The following is a 16,498-nucleotide window of genomic DNA, read 5'->3' as shown; positions in this document are numbered from 1 at the left end:
AGTGAACCAGACAGCCCTTTTTTGCTTACTCGGCTTTGGGGACGCCTGCTTCCCACGTGTCCCAATGACTGGCGATTTCATCAACCACCGGAGAACCGACCAGATAGATGTTCCTGACGGTTTCAGCAAAGCCGCCAGCGGTTTCGCCGGGCGCTGGATCAAGATGCTGCAAGGTCGTTTCGTTCGGGTTTCCCTGATCAAAATTCACTGCGCCACGAAGGCTGAGGATACGGTCTGTGCCAAACTGGCGTTTGATAACGAGCGTAATCGAAGCCGCTTCCATTTCCGTGATCAGATAATCGTCGGCACCATACAGCTTTGAAATGTACTGTGCTTCCTTTGACAATCCGGGACCGTGGAAGAAGGTATCACCTGTTACATGGGTGCCCTCTTTCAGGGATGGGGCTGCCTGTGCAGCCTTGTCGGGATAACGCATGCGATAGGCTTGGGCTTCTTTCGAATCCTCCAGCTTCACGTCTTTGCCAAGGCGCATGGCTGTGGCGATCAGGTCTGGATTGAGTTTGAAGACGCGATAATCCTCATAGCCCTTGCGCGGCATGAAAACTGGCTCACCCGGCTTTCCCTCTTCAGGCGCCCAGCGATGTCCGAGGTCATAATCGACAAGCCAGGTCGCCCAGCTCACATCGCCGATCGTTCCGCGCGACGGTGGAGTTCCGGCCACGCCTGACAGAACATAATAGCTTTTCGAGAAATCGAAGGCCGGGTCGAGCAAAATGGCTTGCATGCTGGCGGATGAGTTGACCTTACCCATACCAAGAACTGCGCCGCACACCCCATCTTCGTTGCAATAAACCGGCTTCAAAGCGCCTTTGACTTCAATAGGCTTCGCGTCTTTCCAATAGCGCTCATACCAGTTTTGAAATTCGCCTGCCCTGTCACCGCTATTCTCACCAATTTCAAACATGGCAGCGATGAAAACTTTTACCTTGATCGGTTCAGCTGCTGTCGCCGGCAAAGACAGGAATGACAAAGAGGCGATGGCGGCCAGCCATGCCGATAAGAAGCGAAAACGCATAAAAGAATCCCTCTGAGGTCGGTTTCTGGTTTCGTAGCAGCAGCCTTTATGCATCACAACACACGTCAACCCCCGTGCAAAAGATTGAACCGCAAACTGTGGATGCCTGTGAATCATGGTATAGCTTATGACTTCCAGCAGGAATCACCTTGAGGCTGCGTTGCGTTTGGCTTCACTTCAGGTCTAGCTGGAAAGATCAGAGACAGGACCAGAGAATCATGGCGGAAGCGGCGGTACGCAAACTTGATGATGCGCGCGAGCAAAAAGATGCGCTTTATCGTGAGGCACCCCACAATATTGAAGCGGAACAGGCACTGCTTGGCGCCATTCTGATCAACAACGACGCTTTTTATCGGGTTTCGGACTTCCTGAAGCCCACTCATTTCTTTGAGCCTCTGCATCGTCGTATCTACGAAATTTCAACGGACCTGATCCGTGTTGGCAAGATGGCCAATCCGGTGACGATGAAGACCTTCCTGCCCAATGAGGGCAAGATCGGTGATCTGACCGTATTCCAGTATGTTGCGCGTCTGGCGACAGAAGCCGTGACCATCATCAATGCCGAAGATTATGGCCGCGCGATTTATGATCTTGCGACGCGCCGCGCACTCATCGGCATTGGCGAAGATATGGTCAATGTCGCCTATGATGCGCCCGTCGACAACGCCCCGCAGGAGCAGATTGAAGACGCAGAACGCCGCCTTTTCGAGCTTGCTGAAACAGGGCGCTACGACGGTGGCTTTCAGGCATTCAAGGATGCGGTTACAACCGCCGTGGATATGGCGAACGCCGCTTTCATGCGCGATGGCCACCTCTCCGGCGTCTCCACCGGGATTCACATGCTTGATGGCAAGATGGGCGGCTTGCAGCCTTCCGACTTGATCATCCTCGCCGGTCGTCCTGGCATGGGCAAGACGTCGCTTGCCACCAATATCGCGTTCAACATCGCCAATGCTTATGAAGCCGAGCAACAGGCCGATGGCACCATGAAGGCCAAAAATGGCGGCGTTATTGGCTTCTTCTCGCTCGAAATGTCGGCAGAACAGCTCGCAACGCGTATCATTTCCGAACAAACGGAAGTGTCGTCGTCGAAAATTCGTCGTGGTGACATTACCGAGACAGACTTCGAAAAGCTCGTTGCCTGTTCGCAGGTTATGCAGAAAATCCCGCTCTTTATCGATCAGACCGGTGGTATTTCGATTGCGCAGCTTGCAGCGCGCGCTCGCCGCTTGAAACGCCAGCGCGGGCTTGACGTTCTTGTTATCGACTATATTCAGTTGATGACGGGTTCATCAAAATCCTCGTCACAAAACCGCGTGCAGGAAATCACTGAAATCACCACGGGCCTCAAGGCACTGGGCAAGGAACTCAATGTTCCAATCATCGCTCTGTCGCAGCTCTCGCGTCAGGTAGAAAGCCGGGAAGACAAGCGTCCGCAGCTTTCCGATCTTCGTGAATCGGGTTCGATCGAGCAGGACGCCGACGTGGTTCTTTTCGTGTTCCGCGAAGAATACTACGTCAAGAACCTCGAACCGCGTGACGAGTTCGACCCTAAATATGAAGAGTGGAAGCAGCACTTCGAGAAAGTGCGCGGTACTGCTGACGTGATTATCGCCAAGCAGCGTCACGGACCGACCGGCACTGTCAAACTCGCCTTCCAGGCTGAGTTTACGCGATTTGCAGATCTGGCCGAGGGATCTTATATCCCGGAGCAATATGAATAAAATCGCGATCAAGACGGAGCGTGCCTGATGGCCAAGGCACGCGTACAGTTCATCTGCCAGAATTGCGGCGCGGTTCACACGCGCTGGGCGGGTAAGTGCGACTCATGCGGCGAGTGGAATACGCTTGTCGAAGAAGGCACCAATAGCGGCATTGGTTCCGGTCCCGGTTCCATGCTTTCAAAACGCAAGGGCCGTGCAGTCGCTCTCACCTCGCTTTCGGGCGACATCGAGGATGCACCACGCATCATCTCCGGTATCAGCGAACTGGACCGTGTAACGGGCGGCGGGTTCGTGCGTGGTTCCGCAGTCCTGATCGGCGGCGATCCGGGTATCGGCAAATCAACACTGCTGACGCAAGCTGCTGCCGCTCTTGCAAACCACGGCCATCGCATTGTCTATGTATCGGGCGAAGAGGCGGTTGCACAGATACGTCTGCGCGCCCAGCGACTTGGCGTTGCTTCCAGTGCCGTTGAACTTGCAGCTGAAACAAATGTCGAAGACATTCTTGCCACCGTTTCCGACGGCAAGCGACCTGATCTGGTCATTATCGATTCCATTCAGACCCTCTGGACCGACATGGCAGACTCTGCCCCCGGAACGGTCACTCAAGTACGGTCTTCCGCACAGGCGATGATCCGTTATGCCAAGCAGACAGGCGCAGCAGTCGTTCTTGTTGGTCACGTCACCAAAGAAGGCCAGATTGCCGGACCACGCGTTGTCGAACACATGGTTGATGGGGTTCTGTATTTTGAAGGCGAAGGCGGACATCAGTATCGGATTTTGCGCACCGTCAAAAACCGCTTCGGCCCGACCGATGAAATCGGCGTGTTTGAAATGTCGGATGGCGGCTTGCGCGAAGTCTCGAACCCATCCGAATTGTTCCTTGGCGAGCGCAATGCAAAATCGCCGGGTGCGGCAGTCTTTGCTGGAATGGAAGGCACTCGCCCGGTTCTGGTCGAGATACAGGCGCTTGTGTCTCCCTCCTCACTTGGTACGCCGCGTCGCGCCGTTGTCGGGTGGGATGGAAGCCGTCTCGCCATGATTTTGGCCGTGCTCGAATCGCATTGCGGCGTTCGTTTTGGCCAGCATGATGTCTATCTCAATGTTGCTGGTGGCTATCGTATCAGCGAGCCCGCAGCCGATCTTGCGGTGGCTGCAGCACTCGTTTCCTCCATTGCCGGTATTGCTCTCCCGCCAGATAGTGTTTATTTCGGCGAAATCAGTCTTTCTGGCGCTGTTCGTGCCGTGTCACATGCAGTACAGAGGCTGAAGGAAGCCGAAAAACTCGGCTTCCGACAAGCAGTTGTGCCCGGTGGAAGTAGCGAACTCTGGAAAGATCGCAACTTCGGACTTATGGAAACAACGGCCCTGCCCGATCTCGTTGCACGTATCGCAGCATCGGGTCCGGGTAAAAAATAACCTTCATCTGCAAACATCAGGTTGCAGACCATTGAATTTAATGGGATTTAACGGCGGAAGATTTCGTCAACTTTCCAATGTTATGCTCCCGCAAGTTTGACTGCCCCGCAGGTGCCCGCAAACAAAAGCCACGCTGCGTATAAATTAAGGACAGGCCAGAATGCCGATTACGTTACTTGATGGAATTCTACTCGGAATAACGCTGGTTTCGGCCGTTCTTGCGATGGTCCGCGGTTTTTCTCGCGAAGTGCTTTCGCTGGTTTCCTGGGCAGCTGCGGCCGCAGCGGCATATTTGTTCTATATGCCGGTACTGCCTTTCCTTCAGCCCTATATCAACAATGAAACCATCGCAAAGATCGCAGCCGCTGGCGCAGTTTTCCTTGTGGTTCTGATCGTTGTTTCACTGATTACCATGAAGATAGCAGACTTCATCATTGACAGCCGCATCGGTGCGCTCGACCGCACGCTCGGCTTTCTGTTCGGTGCCGCACGCGGCGTGCTTCTTGTTGTTGTTGCGATGCTTTTCTTCAACTGGCTTGTTCCAACCAACCAGCCTGCATGGGTCAACAACGCCAAATCCAAACCGATGCTTGATTCCTTCGGCCAACAGCTGATCGATCTTCTGCCCGCCGATCCAGAATCAGCAATCAAAAAGTTCAGGCCCGGACAGGAAACTCCGGCACCAGCAGGTGGCCAGACTGGCGATCCAAGCGAGACGCCTGTGCCGGACGATACACCGGCTGCAAACTGATCCGGAATGAACCTTTTTTGAAACCGGCAGCATAAAGCTGTCGGTTTCATCTGTTTTTAGCCAAAGTCCTACCCTATATCAGCGGCTGAAACGCACAGCATGCAAGGGATCGCTTTTAAAACGCGGCCTTTTCCTGTAAATGTTGCTTTTAGTAACCGCAATCGAAAGGCCTTGCGGACAATGTTCCAACAATCGCATGACGAAAACTCCTTTATGCTGGACGATGATACGTTGCATGAAGAGTGCGGTGTATTTGGCATTCTTGGCCATGAGGACGCCGCAGCGTTGACCGCTCTGGGCCTGCATGCCCTTCAGCATCGCGGACAGGAAGCTGCTGGTATCGTTTCCTACCACAACCGTCGTTTTCATTCTGAACGGCATATGGGACTGGTGGGCGACCACTTTACCGATGCTTCCACACTGAACCGCTTGCCCGGCGATCGCGCTATCGGTCATGTGCGTTATTCCACGACTGGCGAAACGATCCTGCGCAATGTGCAGCCTTTGTTCGCAGAGCTGGAAGTTGGCGGCATCGCGATTGCCCATAACGGCAACTTCACCAACGGCATTACACTGCGCAAGCAGCTGATTGCCTCCGGCGCAATCTTTCAGGCAACGTCCGACACAGAAGTCGTGCTGCACATGATCGCGCGCTCGCGTCAGGTCTCATCCAGCGCACGCTTTGTCGATGCAATCCGTCAGGTTGAAGGCGGCTATGCCATGGTGGCGCTGACCCGCACGAAGCTGATTGCTGCTCGTGATGCAGTCGGCATTCGTCCTCTCGTCATGGGCGAACTCGACGGCAAGCCGATCTTCTGCTCCGAAACCTGTGCGCTCGATATTATCGGTGCAAAATATATTCGTGACGTGGAAAACGGCGAAGTCATCATCTGCGAAATCCAGAAAGATGGCTCGATCACTACCGATTGCATCAAGGCAGACAATCCACAGCCTGAACGGCTTTGCTTGTTTGAATATGTGTATTTCGCACGCCCGGATTCAGTTGTTGGCGGACGTAGTGTCTATGTCGCGCGCAAGAATATGGGTATCAACCTGGCCGCTGAAGCCAGTGTCGAGGCCGATGTTGTCGTGCCAGTGCCCGATGGCGGCACACCTGCCGCACTGGGCTTTGCGCAAGCCAGCGGCATCCCGTTCGAATATGGCATCATCCGCAATCACTATGTTGGCCGCACCTTTATCGAGCCAACACAGCAGATCCGTGCCCTTGGTGTAAAGCTCAAGCATTCGGCCAATCGTGCGATGATTGAAGGCAAGCGTGTCGTTCTGGTGGATGATTCCATCGTGCGCGGCACCACTTCGGTCAAGATCGTGCAGATGATCCGCGATGCAGGTGCGAAGGAAGTGCATATCCGCGTTGCAAGCCCGATGATCTTTCATCCGGACTTCTACGGCATTGATACGCCTGATGGTGAAAAGCTGCTCGCAAACCAGCATGACAGCCTTGAATCCATGTGCCGTTATATCGGTGCGGATTCGCTTGCGTTCCTTTCTATTGACGGTCTTTACAAGGCCGTTGGCGGTGAAGCACGTGATCCAAAGGCGCCCGCCTTCACCGATCACTATTTCACGGGTGAATACCCAACCCGCCTTCTGGATCAGGAAGGCGAAAGCAACGTTCATACGTTGTCTCTGCTCGCCAGCAACGGCTGATCAGACATCCTTCATGCAGGCGGCCCCAAAGGCCGCCTCGCTTTTATGCTAATCTCATGACTGAAATTGGGGACTGGAATGAGCATCGACCTTACAGGCCGTCTGGCTTTAGTAACGGGCGCATCGCGCGGCATTGGCTATTTTCTTTCACTTGAACTGGCAAAACGCGGCGCACATGTGATCGCTGTTGCACGTACCGTTGGGGGACTGGAAGAACTCGACGACGATATTCGCAAGCTTGGCGGCAGCTCTACGCTCGTACCGCTCGACATCACCGACATGGAAGCAATTGATCGTCTTGGTGGCTCTATTCATGAGCGCTGGGGCAAGCTCGACATCATGGTCGCAAATGCCGGTGTTCTCGGCACGATTTCTCCTATCGGCCATGTTGAAGCCAAAACTTTCGACAAGGTCATGAATGTCAATGTGACCAGCGTATGGCGCTTGATCCGCACAACTGACCCGCTGTTGCGTGCGTCAGATGCAGGACGCGCAATCCTGCTTTCATCGGGCGTCGCCCATTCGTGCCGTGCTTTCTGGGGGCCGTATGCGGCTTCCAAGGCTGCAGTCGAAGTGATGGCGCGGAGCTGGGCAGAAGAAACCAGGCAGATGAAGCTGAACGTCAACTCGGTCAATCCGGGCGCGACCCGTACTGCCATGCGTGCGCAGGCAATGCCGGGTGAAGACCCCGATACCCTGCCGACCCCGCAGTCTGTTGCTGAGAGAATCGTCAAGCTTGCCGATCCGGCGCTCGATGTTACCGGCAAGCTGTTTGACGTTCGTGAAGACCGCTTCCTCGACTATCACATGCCATCCTGATTTTTACTTTTCCGGCCTTGCGCAACACCAGGGCCGGAGCTACTCTTTTTTATACATTTCCGCTCTCGCCGTATCTTTCGGCCCTTTTTTAAAGCGGACGCCCCCACCCGACAAAACTGCTCCGCTGCGTGCTTCTGCGCGCGCTTTTGTGCATCTTCACAAGGAGGACAAATGTCTCACGACAATCAGCATTTCATTATTATCAGTGGCGGTCCTGGATCGGGCAAAAGCACGCTCATTGATGCGCTTGAACAACTAGGCTTCTCCCGTACGATGGAAGCTGGCCGCGCTATTATTCAGGATCAGGTCGCAATTGACGGCAAAGCGCTGCCCTGGGATGATCGCGTACTCTTTGCCGAGTTAATGTTATCGTGGGAAATGCGTTCTCATAAAGCTGCGCAAGCTCTTGTAAGTCAGGTCTTTTTTGATCGCGGTATACCGGATGTCATCGGCTATTTGAGGCTTTGCGAATTGCCCGTACCGCCACATATGTATGAAGCTGCTAAAGTGATTCAATATAACAGAACAGTGTTTCTGGCTCCGCCGTGGTCGGAAATTTTCGGACAGGATGCCGAGCGCAAACAGGACTTCGACGAAGCCCTGCGCACATTCGACGCTATGGAGCAAATCTATACGGAGCTGGGATATGAAATCGCGCTCCTGCCGAAGTCATCGGTGCAGGAGCGCGTGAATTTCATCTGCGAATACCTGCGATCAGGTCTCTTCTGAAAGCTCTTTCTCAAGCGCAGCCTTGCGATCAGCAGCCTCACGGCGGTTCCATGCGAGCAGGCTGAGCGGCAGGAATGCGACATAACTCAGAGCAGTCAGTGTCAGTGTGTGCCAGGTAAAGCTCATCAGGAAAGCCACATAAATGACCACGGTCAGAATAAGCGGCATGACAATATCGCGACGCACAAGGCTTCCCGCAGACTTGCCATTATAGACCGGGAGACGGCTCACCAACAGGAAAGCAATTGCAACCGTGTAAATTGCAACGCCGAAAGCCAGCCCCTTACTTGGCGTTAAACCAAGAAAGCCCAGATAGACTGGCAGCAGCACCAGCATGGCGCCAGCGGGTGCAGGAACACCTATGAAGTAATTGCTCTGCCATGCGGGACGGTTCGGGTCCTCCAGCATCACATTGAAGCGTGCAAGACGCAAGCAGCAGGCAATTGCGTAGAGAAGTGCTGCGATCCAGCCGAAAGACCGGGCCTGATCAAGCACATAGACATAGAGAACCAATGCTGGTGCGACGCCAAAATTGACGATATCGGCCAGTGAATCCATCTGCTCGCCAAACTTGGACGAGCCCTTCATCATGCGGGCCACACGGCCATCGATACCATCAAGAAAAGCAGCAATCAGCACCATCGCCACAGCAAGTTCAAAGCGATGCTCAAACGCAAGACGAATACCAGTCAGGCCCGCACAAATGGCGAGGACGGTAATGACATTCGGAATTACGATACGCAGAGGGATCTGCGAAAGTCTTGGGCCGCGGGATGAATCCACGCGGCCATTAGGCTCGAAGGGTGGGAACGGTGTTTCCATCGGCTCAGGCGATCCGCACCACAGGTTCAACGCGCTCGCTACCGAATTCAGCAAGAACGGTTTCGCCAGCAACGGCGGTCTGGCCGACAGCGACGCGCACGGAAGCGCCTGCTGGCAGATACACGTCGACACGCGAGCCAAAGCGGATCAAACCAAAGCGCTCACCCACTGAAAGACTGTCACTTTCGCGCGACCAGCAGACGATACGGCGTGCGACCAGACCCGCGATCTGCACAACGCCGACCTTGCCGTTTGCACTGTCGATCAGAACAGAGTTACGCTCATTCTCAGTGCTGGCCTTATCAAGCTCTGCATTGAGAAATTTTCCCGGACGGTGGAAAATCTTTTCGATGCGACCACGGACCGGTGCGCGATTGATATGAACCGAGAACACGTTCATGAAAACCGAAACACGCATTAACGGTTCGGCACCAAGATCCAGTTCAGCAGGCGGGATTGCCGGACCAACGAAAGAAACTTTGCCATCAGCCGGGCTGATGACGAGATCATCGGCAATCGGCGTGACGCGTTCAGGATCGCGATAGAAATAGATGCACCAGATGGTGAGAACCAGACCAATCCAGAATAGCGGATTCCACAACCAGCCCAGAATGAGCGAGACCACGAAAAAGGCCGCAATAAACGGATAACCTTCACGATGGATGGGCACGAAAGTGTTACGAATAGTATCAGACAGGCTCATCGCTTTTCCTTCTGGAGCGCGGCACACGTAATAACGCACCATACGCTCTAGTGAATTATATGCGCATCGCCCTGCCGAAAATCTCCCCTGATCAACGGCACGATGCGATAGCTTGGCCCGGTTTTAACTCATCCTGTTCAAAATCGAAACGTATTTCGCAATTTATTCACGACTGTCAGGGTTCGTGATCGCACCCTGACAGTCGTTTGCTTATTCGGCTGCGGGAACGCCGCGTATGACCACACCCATGTCATCGCTTTCACGCACCTGACGCAGGCGTTCTTCTGCCTCATCGGCTTCACGTTGGCGGTTCCACATTGAAGCGTAGAGGCCATCCGCCTTGAGCAAGACACGATGTGTGCCTCGCTCGGCGATCAGACCGTCTTTGAGAACGATGATTTCATCTGCACCAATTACCGTTGAGAGACGGTGAGCAATGACAAGCGTGGTGCGGCCACGGCTGACGATATCAAGTGCGGACTGAATTTCCTGCTCAGTTGCCGTATCAAGCGCCGATGTCGCCTCATCGAGGATAAGGATCGGGGGGGCTTTCAGGATCGTCCGAGCGATCGCAACACGCTGCTTTTCACCACCTGAAAGTTTCAGACCACGCTCGCCCACCATGGCTTGATAGCCTTCCGGCAGATGCCTGATGAAGCCGGAAATCTGCGCCATCTCTGCAGCCTTTTCCACTTCCTCTTCTGTCGCATCCGGGCGCCCATAGCGGATATTGTAGGCGATGGTATCATTGAACAGCACCGTGTCCTGCGGCACCATACCGATGACCTTGCGCAGGCTTTCCTGCGTCACATCACGGACATTCTGCCCATCAATCGTAACAGAACCCGACTGTACATCGTAAAAGCGAAACAGTAGTCGCGAAATCGTGGACTTGCCCGCACCCGATGGGCCGACAATCGCCACCGTCTTACCCGCCGGTACATCAAAGCTGATGCCTTTAAGGATTGGGCGGTTGGCGTCATAGGCAAAATGCACATCATTGAAACGGATAGCGCCTTTGTCTACGTCGAGAGGACGTGCATCAGGCTTATCCTGAACCTCCTGCTGCACATCGAGGAGATCGAACATCTGCTCAATATCGGTCAGACCCTGACGGATTTCCCGATAGATGAAGCCGATGAAATTGAGCGGAATGGAAAGCTGCATCAGCATGGCATTAATGAAGACGAAATCGCCTAACGACTGGGTGCCAGCCTGCACTTCACGTGCGGACATCACCATGACGATCGCCATGCCAACACCAAAGATCACCGCTTGACCGAAGTTTAGCCAGCCGAGCGAGGTCCATGTCTTGGTTGCTGCATCTTCATAGCGCGCCATGGACGCATCAAACCGCTTGGCCTCCATGGTCTCGTTGCCGAAATACTTCACGGTTTCGAAATTGAGCAGCGAGTCGATGGCCTTGGTGTTGGCATCGGTATCGGAGTCGTTCATCTCCCGGCGAATATTGATACGCCAGTCGCTCGCCTTGATTGTGAACCAGGTATAAGCCACGACCGTAGCTGCAACTACAAAGAGATAGGAAAAGCCGTAAGCGAAGGCAAAAATCACTGCCGTCAGCGCAAATTCCAGAATGGTCGGCAGCGTGTTGAGGATTGTGAAACGTACAATCGTTTCAATGCCTTTGGTACCGCGTTCGATGACCCGCGAAAGCCCGCCGGTACGTCGCTCCAGATGAAAGCGCAGCGAGAGCTGATGCATATGCACAAAGGTCTTGTAGGCAAGCTGGCGCACTGCATATTGGCCAACGCTGGCAAATAACGCATCACGAAGCTGGTTCAAACCTGCCTGTATGATCTTCGCCGCATTATAGGCCAGCACCAGCATGACTGCGCCGGTCAGGATAATGGGAACGTAATTTGGCGCATCAAGCTGACCGTTCAGCGCATTCGTTACCCATTTGAAAAAGTAGGGAACGAGGATCAGTACGATCTTGGAAATCACCAGATAAAATGTCGCCCAGACCACGAGCATTCGCAGGTCCGGTCGCTCAGACGGCCACATATAAGGCCAGAGATTTCGCAGTGTTTTGAACGTTTCGCCGGAATCGGCAGAAACAGTTTTGGGGGCACTCATGATGTTTCTTTCAAATCAGACTATTTGGTCGCAACAGCCATTGAGGAAGGCTGCGAGATGCGAACGAATGGCAGTCAGTTGCTGCCCGTTGACGCTGTAACGCGATGTCTGGCGATCTGGCCGGTAATCAATCAGTCCCGCCTGCACGAGAACTTTGAGATGCTGCGAGACAGTCGATTGGGCAAGGTCGAGCCTGCACACGATATCCTTGCAGCAACAGGCATTCTCGAGGATCAACTGCCGGAGAATGTGGATACGCACAGGATGCCCCAACGCTGCATATATGCGCGCTGCGGCATCGTCATCTACACCCGACATCATAACATCGGGCACCATCTCTATGGAAATATTCATCGTAAATCGACGATATACGATTATACCCAAAAAGGCAAGATTCCGAAGCGTCCATTCTAAAACGCCCCTCGAAAGTCGAAATCGATTTCCTGGGGCGGTTCAGATGCTGAAATTGTTTGTTTTCATGCACGCATTATCCGAAAACGTTGCACATTTTCGAGACGCGTTAAGGTGGACACTGCGTTCACAAAACAGATATTGCCGCTTTAGGTCAGTTTGGGGAATCCTGCAGACGGCGTTGCACTTCATCATCGCCCAGCGGCTGCTGCGGCATCACGAAGACCTGTCCAGGCAAAATTAGATCCGGATTACGGATCTGGTCGCGATTGGCAAGATAGATTGTCGTATAGCGTGTGCCTTTGCCGTAAGTGCGCTTTGAGATGGTCCAGAGATTATCACCCTTGCGGATAATCACCGAGCCTTCCACCTTCTGCAATGGTGCACTCGCAGATGCGTCTTCTGTACCGCTATTCTGGTTGCTCGTTCCCGAGGCCACTGCTGAGATATTCTCGCCAGCTTCGCGACGGAAAGGGACGCGTGCAGTTGCGATCACCCGTCCGCTCCTATCAACCAGATCGGCGCGGATGATATAATCACCAACTGCCAGCAACTTCTGGCTTTGCACCAGAAAACGACCTTCCGGCGAGATCGCGCTGGAGCCCAGCATGATGTCATTGGCGTTCACAACAACGCTGGCTCCCTCTTTGGAACCCTTCGCGTTGCCTGCAACGAAAACCTTATCGCCTTCGATTTCTACGGCCTCAATGGCAATCGGCGCATCTGGATCAGATTTCGCCTGCGGCGCCTGTTCCGTCGTCGTTGTGCCCGCCGCTGGTGAAGACGTCGTCTGCTGCGCAGGCGCTTCCGGCTTGGTGATCAGACGGCTTGCCTGACCCGGCTCTTCAACAAGAGCCAGAACCTGACCGCTATTGCTGTCGGGCACAGAGACGATTGCAGTCTGCGCAGATGTTGCAACATTGGCACCTGAACCACCTGCGCGGAGCACCAGCTGATGGTCGCCCGGATCAAGTGGCTGATCGAGAACAATTGCAAAGTCACCGTTTTCGCCGGCCTTGGTCGTGCCCAGTACTTTGGAGCCGGAGATAACCTCGACATCAGCATTGGCTGCAGCCTGCCCTGCAATAACAACAGAGCCATCAGGTTCGACGCGCAGAATATCGAAAGCTGGGACCTTTGCGTCTTTCGGCGTCTCCCTGGGAGCGTCTGGTGCAGTCTGTTCAGCCGCCTGTTGCGGCTGAACTTCCGTGGGCTTCTGCTGTTCCGGCTGAGCTGCAGGCGCTTGCGCCTCGGCTGATTTTTGCGCGGCACCCGTTTCGGGAGCCGTCGCTACTATGCCTGCACCTGACGTTGCGCCATGCTCTTTCAGAGAATTCCAATAATAAGCGCCCCCGCCTAGAACGAGGACGAGAAGAACACCGATAACCCCATATCTGTAGTTTTGCATTTCGGCCCGGGACCCACATGAGATAAATTAATCAATGGGTTTATCGCCTTTTGCTTTGACCTACAAGAAATCCGAGCAGAATTGCGCAAGTTATGAGGTGTTTATTGCAGAAAAATTACTGTTCAACACAGCTGATTGGCTTTTCCTGCTCAGGATCGTCCATCAAATTATATAAATCTGCGGTTTCACCCTTGGTCCACCAGATGTAAATGCCACCTGCATATTTGGCACCGGAGCCAGAAATTACGTTGGCAGCCACCACTGTATGGTCCTCCATCTCCAATTCGGCCAAGGAAACATCACCAGCATTATAGTAAGTGGCCGAGACATTCTTATCGCCGCAAGTGTAGAGGACGGAGTTGGTCGTCACCTCGATATTGTCGGGCAACGTTATATTGATTTCACCCGCTGATGCGCTGGACGCCGCCAGCGAAAGACCAAACAATAAAATCCATTTGCGCATGAACAATTCAACTCCTTGTCAAAATTCTACCCCTCAAGAGATATAGTGATGCTTGAAAATGTCCAGCCAATCCGACCATTTCACCCACACCAAAGCTTGACGCTGAAACAGCAAAAGAGCACAAGAAATCATGTCTGAGATTCGATCCATTTGTGTTTATTGCGGCTCTTCAACGGGCCTGAACCCCATCTATCGTGAGGCAGGCCTGACGCTTGGTCGCTCGCTTGCCGAACATGGCATTCGCCTTGTTTATGGCGGCGGCACGCGCGGCATCATGGGCGCGGTCGCGCAAGGCGTGATGGAAGCTGGCGGTGAAGTCACCGGTATCATCCCGACCTTCCTGCTCGACAAGGAAGCAAGCCTTGAAAAGGCGCAGGAGCTGACCGAGCTCATCATTGTCGGCGACATGCACGAGCGCAAACATCTGATGTTCCAGAAGTCTGATGCTTTCGTCACCCTTCCCGGCGGCATCGGCACGGTTGAAGAAATCGTGGAAATGATGACCTGGGCGCAGCTCGGCAAGCATCGCAAGCCGATGGTCTTCGCGAACATCAACAATTTCTGGCAGCCAATGCTCACACTTCTTGAGCATATGACAAACGAAGGCTTCCTTCACACCGCACATCAGGTGAAGCCTCTGGTTATCGATCAGGCCAAAGACATCGTCCCGGCGATCCTCGCCGCCAATGGCAAAGCGCATGAGGGCGATCCGAAGATCATCGAAAAGATGTAAGCGCGGCTCTGGCCCGCAATGCGCGATTACCCACAATGCGTGATTACCCACAATGCGTGATTAAATGACAAGGGCGGAGCAATCCGCCCTTAACTGTATCCGGGAGGCACTGATGAAGACAATCGGATTGATCGGCGGCATGAGCTGGGAGAGCTCGCAGGAATATTATCGCATCATCAATCAGGAAATGCGCGCCCGGCTTGGCGGCACGCATTCGGCAAAAAGCCTGATGTGGTCGATGGATTTTGGTGAGATCGAACAGCTTCAGCATGCAGGCAAATGGGATGAGCTGAAAGAGCTTATGATCGAGGCCGCACAGAACCTCGAAAAAGGTGGTGCAGATTTTATTCTGATTTGCACCAACACCATGCACAAAATGGCTGCTGACGTTGAAAGCGCCACATCGATCCCGCTCATTCATATTGCCGATCCGACTGCCGAGAAGATCAAGGCCGCCGACTTTTCAAAAGCAGGACTTCTTGGCACCGCCTTCACGATGGAGCAGGATTTCTACAAAGGCCGCCTCATCTCCAAACATGGGCTTGAAGTCCTTGTGCCGGATGATGCCGACCGTAAGACTGTGCATGACATTATTTATCAGGAGCTGGTAGTGGGTGAAGTGCGCGATGCATCACGCGAAAAATACCGCGCGGTCATCCATCGTCTGGTCGAGCGTGGCGCCGAAGCCATTATCCTTGGCTGCACAGAAATTATGCTGCTTGTCCGTCAGCAGGACAGCCCAGTGCCAGTTTTCGACACAACGCGGTTACATGCGGAAGCGGCAGTGGATCTCGCCTTATCCACTCAGTGATAAAATTGACCGCGCATATTCGCCACATCGGCAAGCTTGAGTTGCTTCCAACGAGCAGCTATGGCAAAGATTCACAATATTCAACCATACGGTTGACTATCATTTGGAATACTGTATATTCAACCTTACGGGTGAATAATGAACGATGATGCTCTGTCACATATTCTCAAGGCCGTCGGAGACGTTACACGTCGGCATATCTTGACACTTCTGGTTCAGGAAGGTGCTTCAAGAGTGACTGCACTCGCCGCTCATTTCGACATGTCGCTCAACTCAGTCTCCAAGCACATCAAGGTGTTGGAAGAGGCAGGATTGGTCACCCGCAAGACTTTGGGCCGCGAGCATTTCATCGCTGCCGAACTTGAACCAGTGCGAGAGGTGGAAGCATGGTTCGCGGAGCTGAAGTCTGTCTGGGAACTGCGCCTTGAGGCGCTGGACGATATACTCGTTTCGAAGGAACAAGAAAATGAGTGAGCTCGAACTGACAGTCAATCGCAGGATTGCCGCCCCCCGTGAAACGGTCTTCAATGCATGGCTCTCGCCATCTACCCTTGCGCAATTCATGCGCGTACCAACCGACAGCACCAAGCCGTCAGATGTCCAGACGGATGCGGTGAAAGGCGGACGTTTTTCCATTCTGATGCACACGGTCGACCGCGACGTGATGCATTCGGGCACATATCTGGAGATTGATCCTCATTCACGGCTATCGTTTACATGGGGGTCTCCCCATTCACTCGACGATAGTGTGGTGACGGTCGATTTGACGGAAATTGATCCGAAAACAACAGACATCACTCTGAAACAGGTGAAATTCCGCAACCCTGATTCACGCGATGGCCACATCAAGGGCTGGACGGCTATTCTCGCCAATTTTGACGAATTAGCAGGCTGATTTTAA

Annotated in this window: 17 protein-coding genes; 10 read left to right on the top strand and 7 right to left on the bottom strand. The window is 53.7% G+C overall.

The genetic code is table 11. The annotated features are described in order from the left end of the window. Positions 1 to 25: 25 nt before the first annotated feature. Positions 26 to 1,036 carry a purine-nucleoside phosphorylase gene (locus tag CEV32_RS21000; protein ID WP_094579009.1) on the bottom strand — a complete coding sequence of 337 codons (1,011 nt, stop codon included), beginning with the start codon at positions 1,034 to 1,036 and terminating at the stop codon, positions 26 to 28. A 218-nt stretch (positions 1,037 to 1,254) separates the two neighbouring features. On the opposite strand from CEV32_RS21000, the gene CEV32_RS20995 reads away from it, so the two are divergent. The 6 genes from CEV32_RS20995 (at position 1,255) to CEV32_RS20970 (ending at position 8,149) form a co-directional block, all read left to right on the top strand. Beyond that, positions 1,255 to 2,760 carry a replicative DNA helicase gene (locus tag CEV32_RS20995; protein ID WP_094579008.1) on the top strand — a complete coding sequence of 502 codons (1,506 nt, stop codon included), beginning with the start codon at positions 1,255 to 1,257 and terminating at the stop codon, positions 2,758 to 2,760. A gap of 27 nt (positions 2,761 to 2,787) precedes the next feature. Continuing rightward, positions 2,788 to 4,179: a DNA repair protein RadA gene (gene radA / locus CEV32_RS20990; RefSeq protein ID WP_094579007.1), complete on the top strand. Its 1,392-nt coding sequence runs from the start codon at positions 2,788 to 2,790 to the stop codon at positions 4,177 to 4,179. Positions 4,180 to 4,339: 160 nt separating this feature from the next. Then, on the top strand, positions 4,340 to 4,930 hold the full coding sequence (locus CEV32_RS20985; protein ID WP_094579006.1) for a CvpA family protein: 591 nt from the start codon (positions 4,340 to 4,342) through the stop codon (positions 4,928 to 4,930). Positions 4,931 to 5,110: 180 nt separating this feature from the next. Then, positions 5,111 to 6,601 (top strand): amidophosphoribosyltransferase, encoded by a 1,491-nt coding sequence (purF, locus tag CEV32_RS20980; protein WP_094579207.1) that lies wholly within the window; start codon positions 5,111 to 5,113, stop codon positions 6,599 to 6,601. 78 nt (positions 6,602 to 6,679) lie between these two features. Then, positions 6,680 to 7,420, top strand: coding sequence for an SDR family NAD(P)-dependent oxidoreductase (locus tag CEV32_RS20975; protein ID WP_094579005.1), 741 nt, complete (start codon positions 6,680 to 6,682; stop codon positions 7,418 to 7,420). A 171-nt stretch (positions 7,421 to 7,591) separates the two neighbouring features. After that, positions 7,592 to 8,149, top strand: a complete 558-nt coding sequence (locus CEV32_RS20970) for an AAA family ATPase (RefSeq protein WP_094579004.1) — start codon at positions 7,592 to 7,594, stop codon at positions 8,147 to 8,149. On the opposite strand, the gene pssA is transcribed toward CEV32_RS20970, so the two are convergent. From pssA to CEV32_RS20940, 6 genes are all read right to left on the bottom strand, one after another. Further along, positions 8,135 to 8,971, bottom strand: coding sequence for a CDP-diacylglycerol--serine O-phosphatidyltransferase (pssA, locus tag CEV32_RS20965; protein ID WP_094579003.1), 837 nt, complete (start codon positions 8,969 to 8,971; stop codon positions 8,135 to 8,137). The two genes, CEV32_RS20970 and pssA, sit on opposite strands and share 15 nt — an antisense overlap. A 4-nt stretch (positions 8,972 to 8,975) precedes the next feature. Then, positions 8,976 to 9,674, bottom strand: coding sequence for a phosphatidylserine decarboxylase (locus tag CEV32_RS20960; protein ID WP_094579002.1), 699 nt, complete (start codon positions 9,672 to 9,674; stop codon positions 8,976 to 8,978). A gap of 210 nt (positions 9,675 to 9,884) precedes the next feature. Then, positions 9,885 to 11,771 (bottom strand): ABCB family ABC transporter ATP-binding protein/permease, encoded by a 1,887-nt coding sequence (locus CEV32_RS20955; RefSeq protein WP_094579001.1) that lies wholly within the window; start codon positions 11,769 to 11,771, stop codon positions 9,885 to 9,887. A gap of 15 nt (positions 11,772 to 11,786) precedes the next feature. Next, on the bottom strand, positions 11,787 to 12,125 hold the full coding sequence (locus CEV32_RS20950; protein WP_094579000.1) for an ArsR/SmtB family transcription factor: 339 nt from the start codon (positions 12,123 to 12,125) through the stop codon (positions 11,787 to 11,789). Between the two features lie 211 nt (positions 12,126 to 12,336). After that, positions 12,337 to 13,590: a LysM peptidoglycan-binding domain-containing protein gene (locus CEV32_RS20945; RefSeq protein WP_094578999.1), complete on the bottom strand. Its 1,254-nt coding sequence runs from the start codon at positions 13,588 to 13,590 to the stop codon at positions 12,337 to 12,339. A gap of 115 nt (positions 13,591 to 13,705) precedes the next feature. Continuing rightward, on the bottom strand, positions 13,706 to 14,053 hold the full coding sequence (locus CEV32_RS20940) for an MliC family protein (RefSeq protein ID WP_094578998.1): 348 nt from the start codon (positions 14,051 to 14,053) through the stop codon (positions 13,706 to 13,708). 130 nt (positions 14,054 to 14,183) lie between these two features. On the opposite strand from CEV32_RS20940, the gene CEV32_RS20935 reads away from it, so the two are divergent. The 4 genes from CEV32_RS20935 (at position 14,184) to CEV32_RS20920 (ending at position 16,492) form a co-directional block, all read left to right on the top strand. Further along, positions 14,184 to 14,786 carry an LOG family protein gene (locus CEV32_RS20935; RefSeq protein ID WP_007873784.1) on the top strand — a complete coding sequence of 201 codons (603 nt, stop codon included), beginning with the start codon at positions 14,184 to 14,186 and terminating at the stop codon, positions 14,784 to 14,786. A 112-nt stretch (positions 14,787 to 14,898) separates the two neighbouring features. After that, positions 14,899 to 15,597 carry an aspartate/glutamate racemase family protein gene (locus tag CEV32_RS20930; protein ID WP_094578997.1) on the top strand — a complete coding sequence of 233 codons (699 nt, stop codon included), beginning with the start codon at positions 14,899 to 14,901 and terminating at the stop codon, positions 15,595 to 15,597. A 138-nt stretch (positions 15,598 to 15,735) separates the two neighbouring features. Continuing rightward, positions 15,736 to 16,071, top strand: a complete 336-nt coding sequence (locus CEV32_RS20925; protein ID WP_094578996.1) for an ArsR/SmtB family transcription factor — start codon at positions 15,736 to 15,738, stop codon at positions 16,069 to 16,071. After that, the gene (locus CEV32_RS20920; RefSeq protein WP_094578995.1) at positions 16,064 to 16,492 is read left to right on the top strand and encodes an SRPBCC family protein; all 429 of its coding nucleotides are present in this window, start codon (positions 16,064 to 16,066) and stop codon (positions 16,490 to 16,492) included. Before CEV32_RS20925 ends, CEV32_RS20920 begins: the two co-directional genes overlap by 8 nt. The last annotated feature ends 6 nt before the right edge of the window (positions 16,493 to 16,498 follow it).

The sequence above is a fragment of the Brucella rhizosphaerae genome, assembly GCF_002252475.1.
In the GTDB taxonomy this organism is placed as follows: domain Bacteria; phylum Pseudomonadota; class Alphaproteobacteria; order Rhizobiales; family Rhizobiaceae; genus Brucella; species Brucella rhizosphaerae.
The sequence above is the reverse complement of the archived record's forward strand: the minus strand, read 5'-3'. Positions and strand labels throughout refer to the sequence as shown.

Bases quoted from the DNA above. Each gene is read 5' to 3' on its own strand.
- CEV32_RS20970 (WP_094579004.1), top strand. From the start codon at position 7,592: ATGTCTCACGACAATCAGCATTTCATTATTATCAGTGGCGGTCCTGGA.
- CEV32_RS20930 (WP_094578997.1), top strand. From the start codon at position 14,899: ATGAAGACAATCGGATTGATCGGCGGCATGAGCTGGGAGAGCTCGCAG.
- pssA (WP_094579003.1), bottom strand. From the start codon at position 8,971: ATGGAAACACCGTTCCCACCCTTCGAGCCTAATGGCCGCGTGGATTCA.
- radA (WP_094579007.1), top strand. From the start codon at position 2,788: ATGGCCAAGGCACGCGTACAGTTCATCTGCCAGAATTGCGGCGCGGTT.
- CEV32_RS20995 (WP_094579008.1), top strand. From the start codon at position 1,255: ATGGCGGAAGCGGCGGTACGCAAACTTGATGATGCGCGCGAGCAAAAA.
- CEV32_RS20940 (WP_094578998.1), bottom strand. From the start codon at position 14,053: ATGCGCAAATGGATTTTATTGTTTGGTCTTTCGCTGGCGGCGTCCAGC.
- CEV32_RS20955 (WP_094579001.1), bottom strand. From the start codon at position 11,771: ATGAGTGCCCCCAAAACTGTTTCTGCCGATTCCGGCGAAACGTTCAAA.
- CEV32_RS20935 (WP_007873784.1), top strand. From the start codon at position 14,184: ATGTCTGAGATTCGATCCATTTGTGTTTATTGCGGCTCTTCAACGGGC.
- CEV32_RS20985 (WP_094579006.1), top strand. From the start codon at position 4,340: ATGCCGATTACGTTACTTGATGGAATTCTACTCGGAATAACGCTGGTT.
- CEV32_RS20945 (WP_094578999.1), bottom strand. From the start codon at position 13,590: ATGCAAAACTACAGATATGGGGTTATCGGTGTTCTTCTCGTCCTCGTT.
- CEV32_RS20925 (WP_094578996.1), top strand. From the start codon at position 15,736: ATGAACGATGATGCTCTGTCACATATTCTCAAGGCCGTCGGAGACGTT.
- CEV32_RS20950 (WP_094579000.1), bottom strand. From the start codon at position 12,125: ATGAATATTTCCATAGAGATGGTGCCCGATGTTATGATGTCGGGTGTA.
- CEV32_RS20920 (WP_094578995.1), top strand. From the start codon at position 16,064: ATGAGTGAGCTCGAACTGACAGTCAATCGCAGGATTGCCGCCCCCCGT.
- CEV32_RS20975 (WP_094579005.1), top strand. From the start codon at position 6,680: ATGAGCATCGACCTTACAGGCCGTCTGGCTTTAGTAACGGGCGCATCG.
- CEV32_RS20960 (WP_094579002.1), bottom strand. From the start codon at position 9,674: ATGAGCCTGTCTGATACTATTCGTAACACTTTCGTGCCCATCCATCGT.
- purF (WP_094579207.1), top strand. From the start codon at position 5,111: ATGTTCCAACAATCGCATGACGAAAACTCCTTTATGCTGGACGATGAT.
- CEV32_RS21000 (WP_094579009.1), bottom strand. From the start codon at position 1,036: ATGCGTTTTCGCTTCTTATCGGCATGGCTGGCCGCCATCGCCTCTTTG.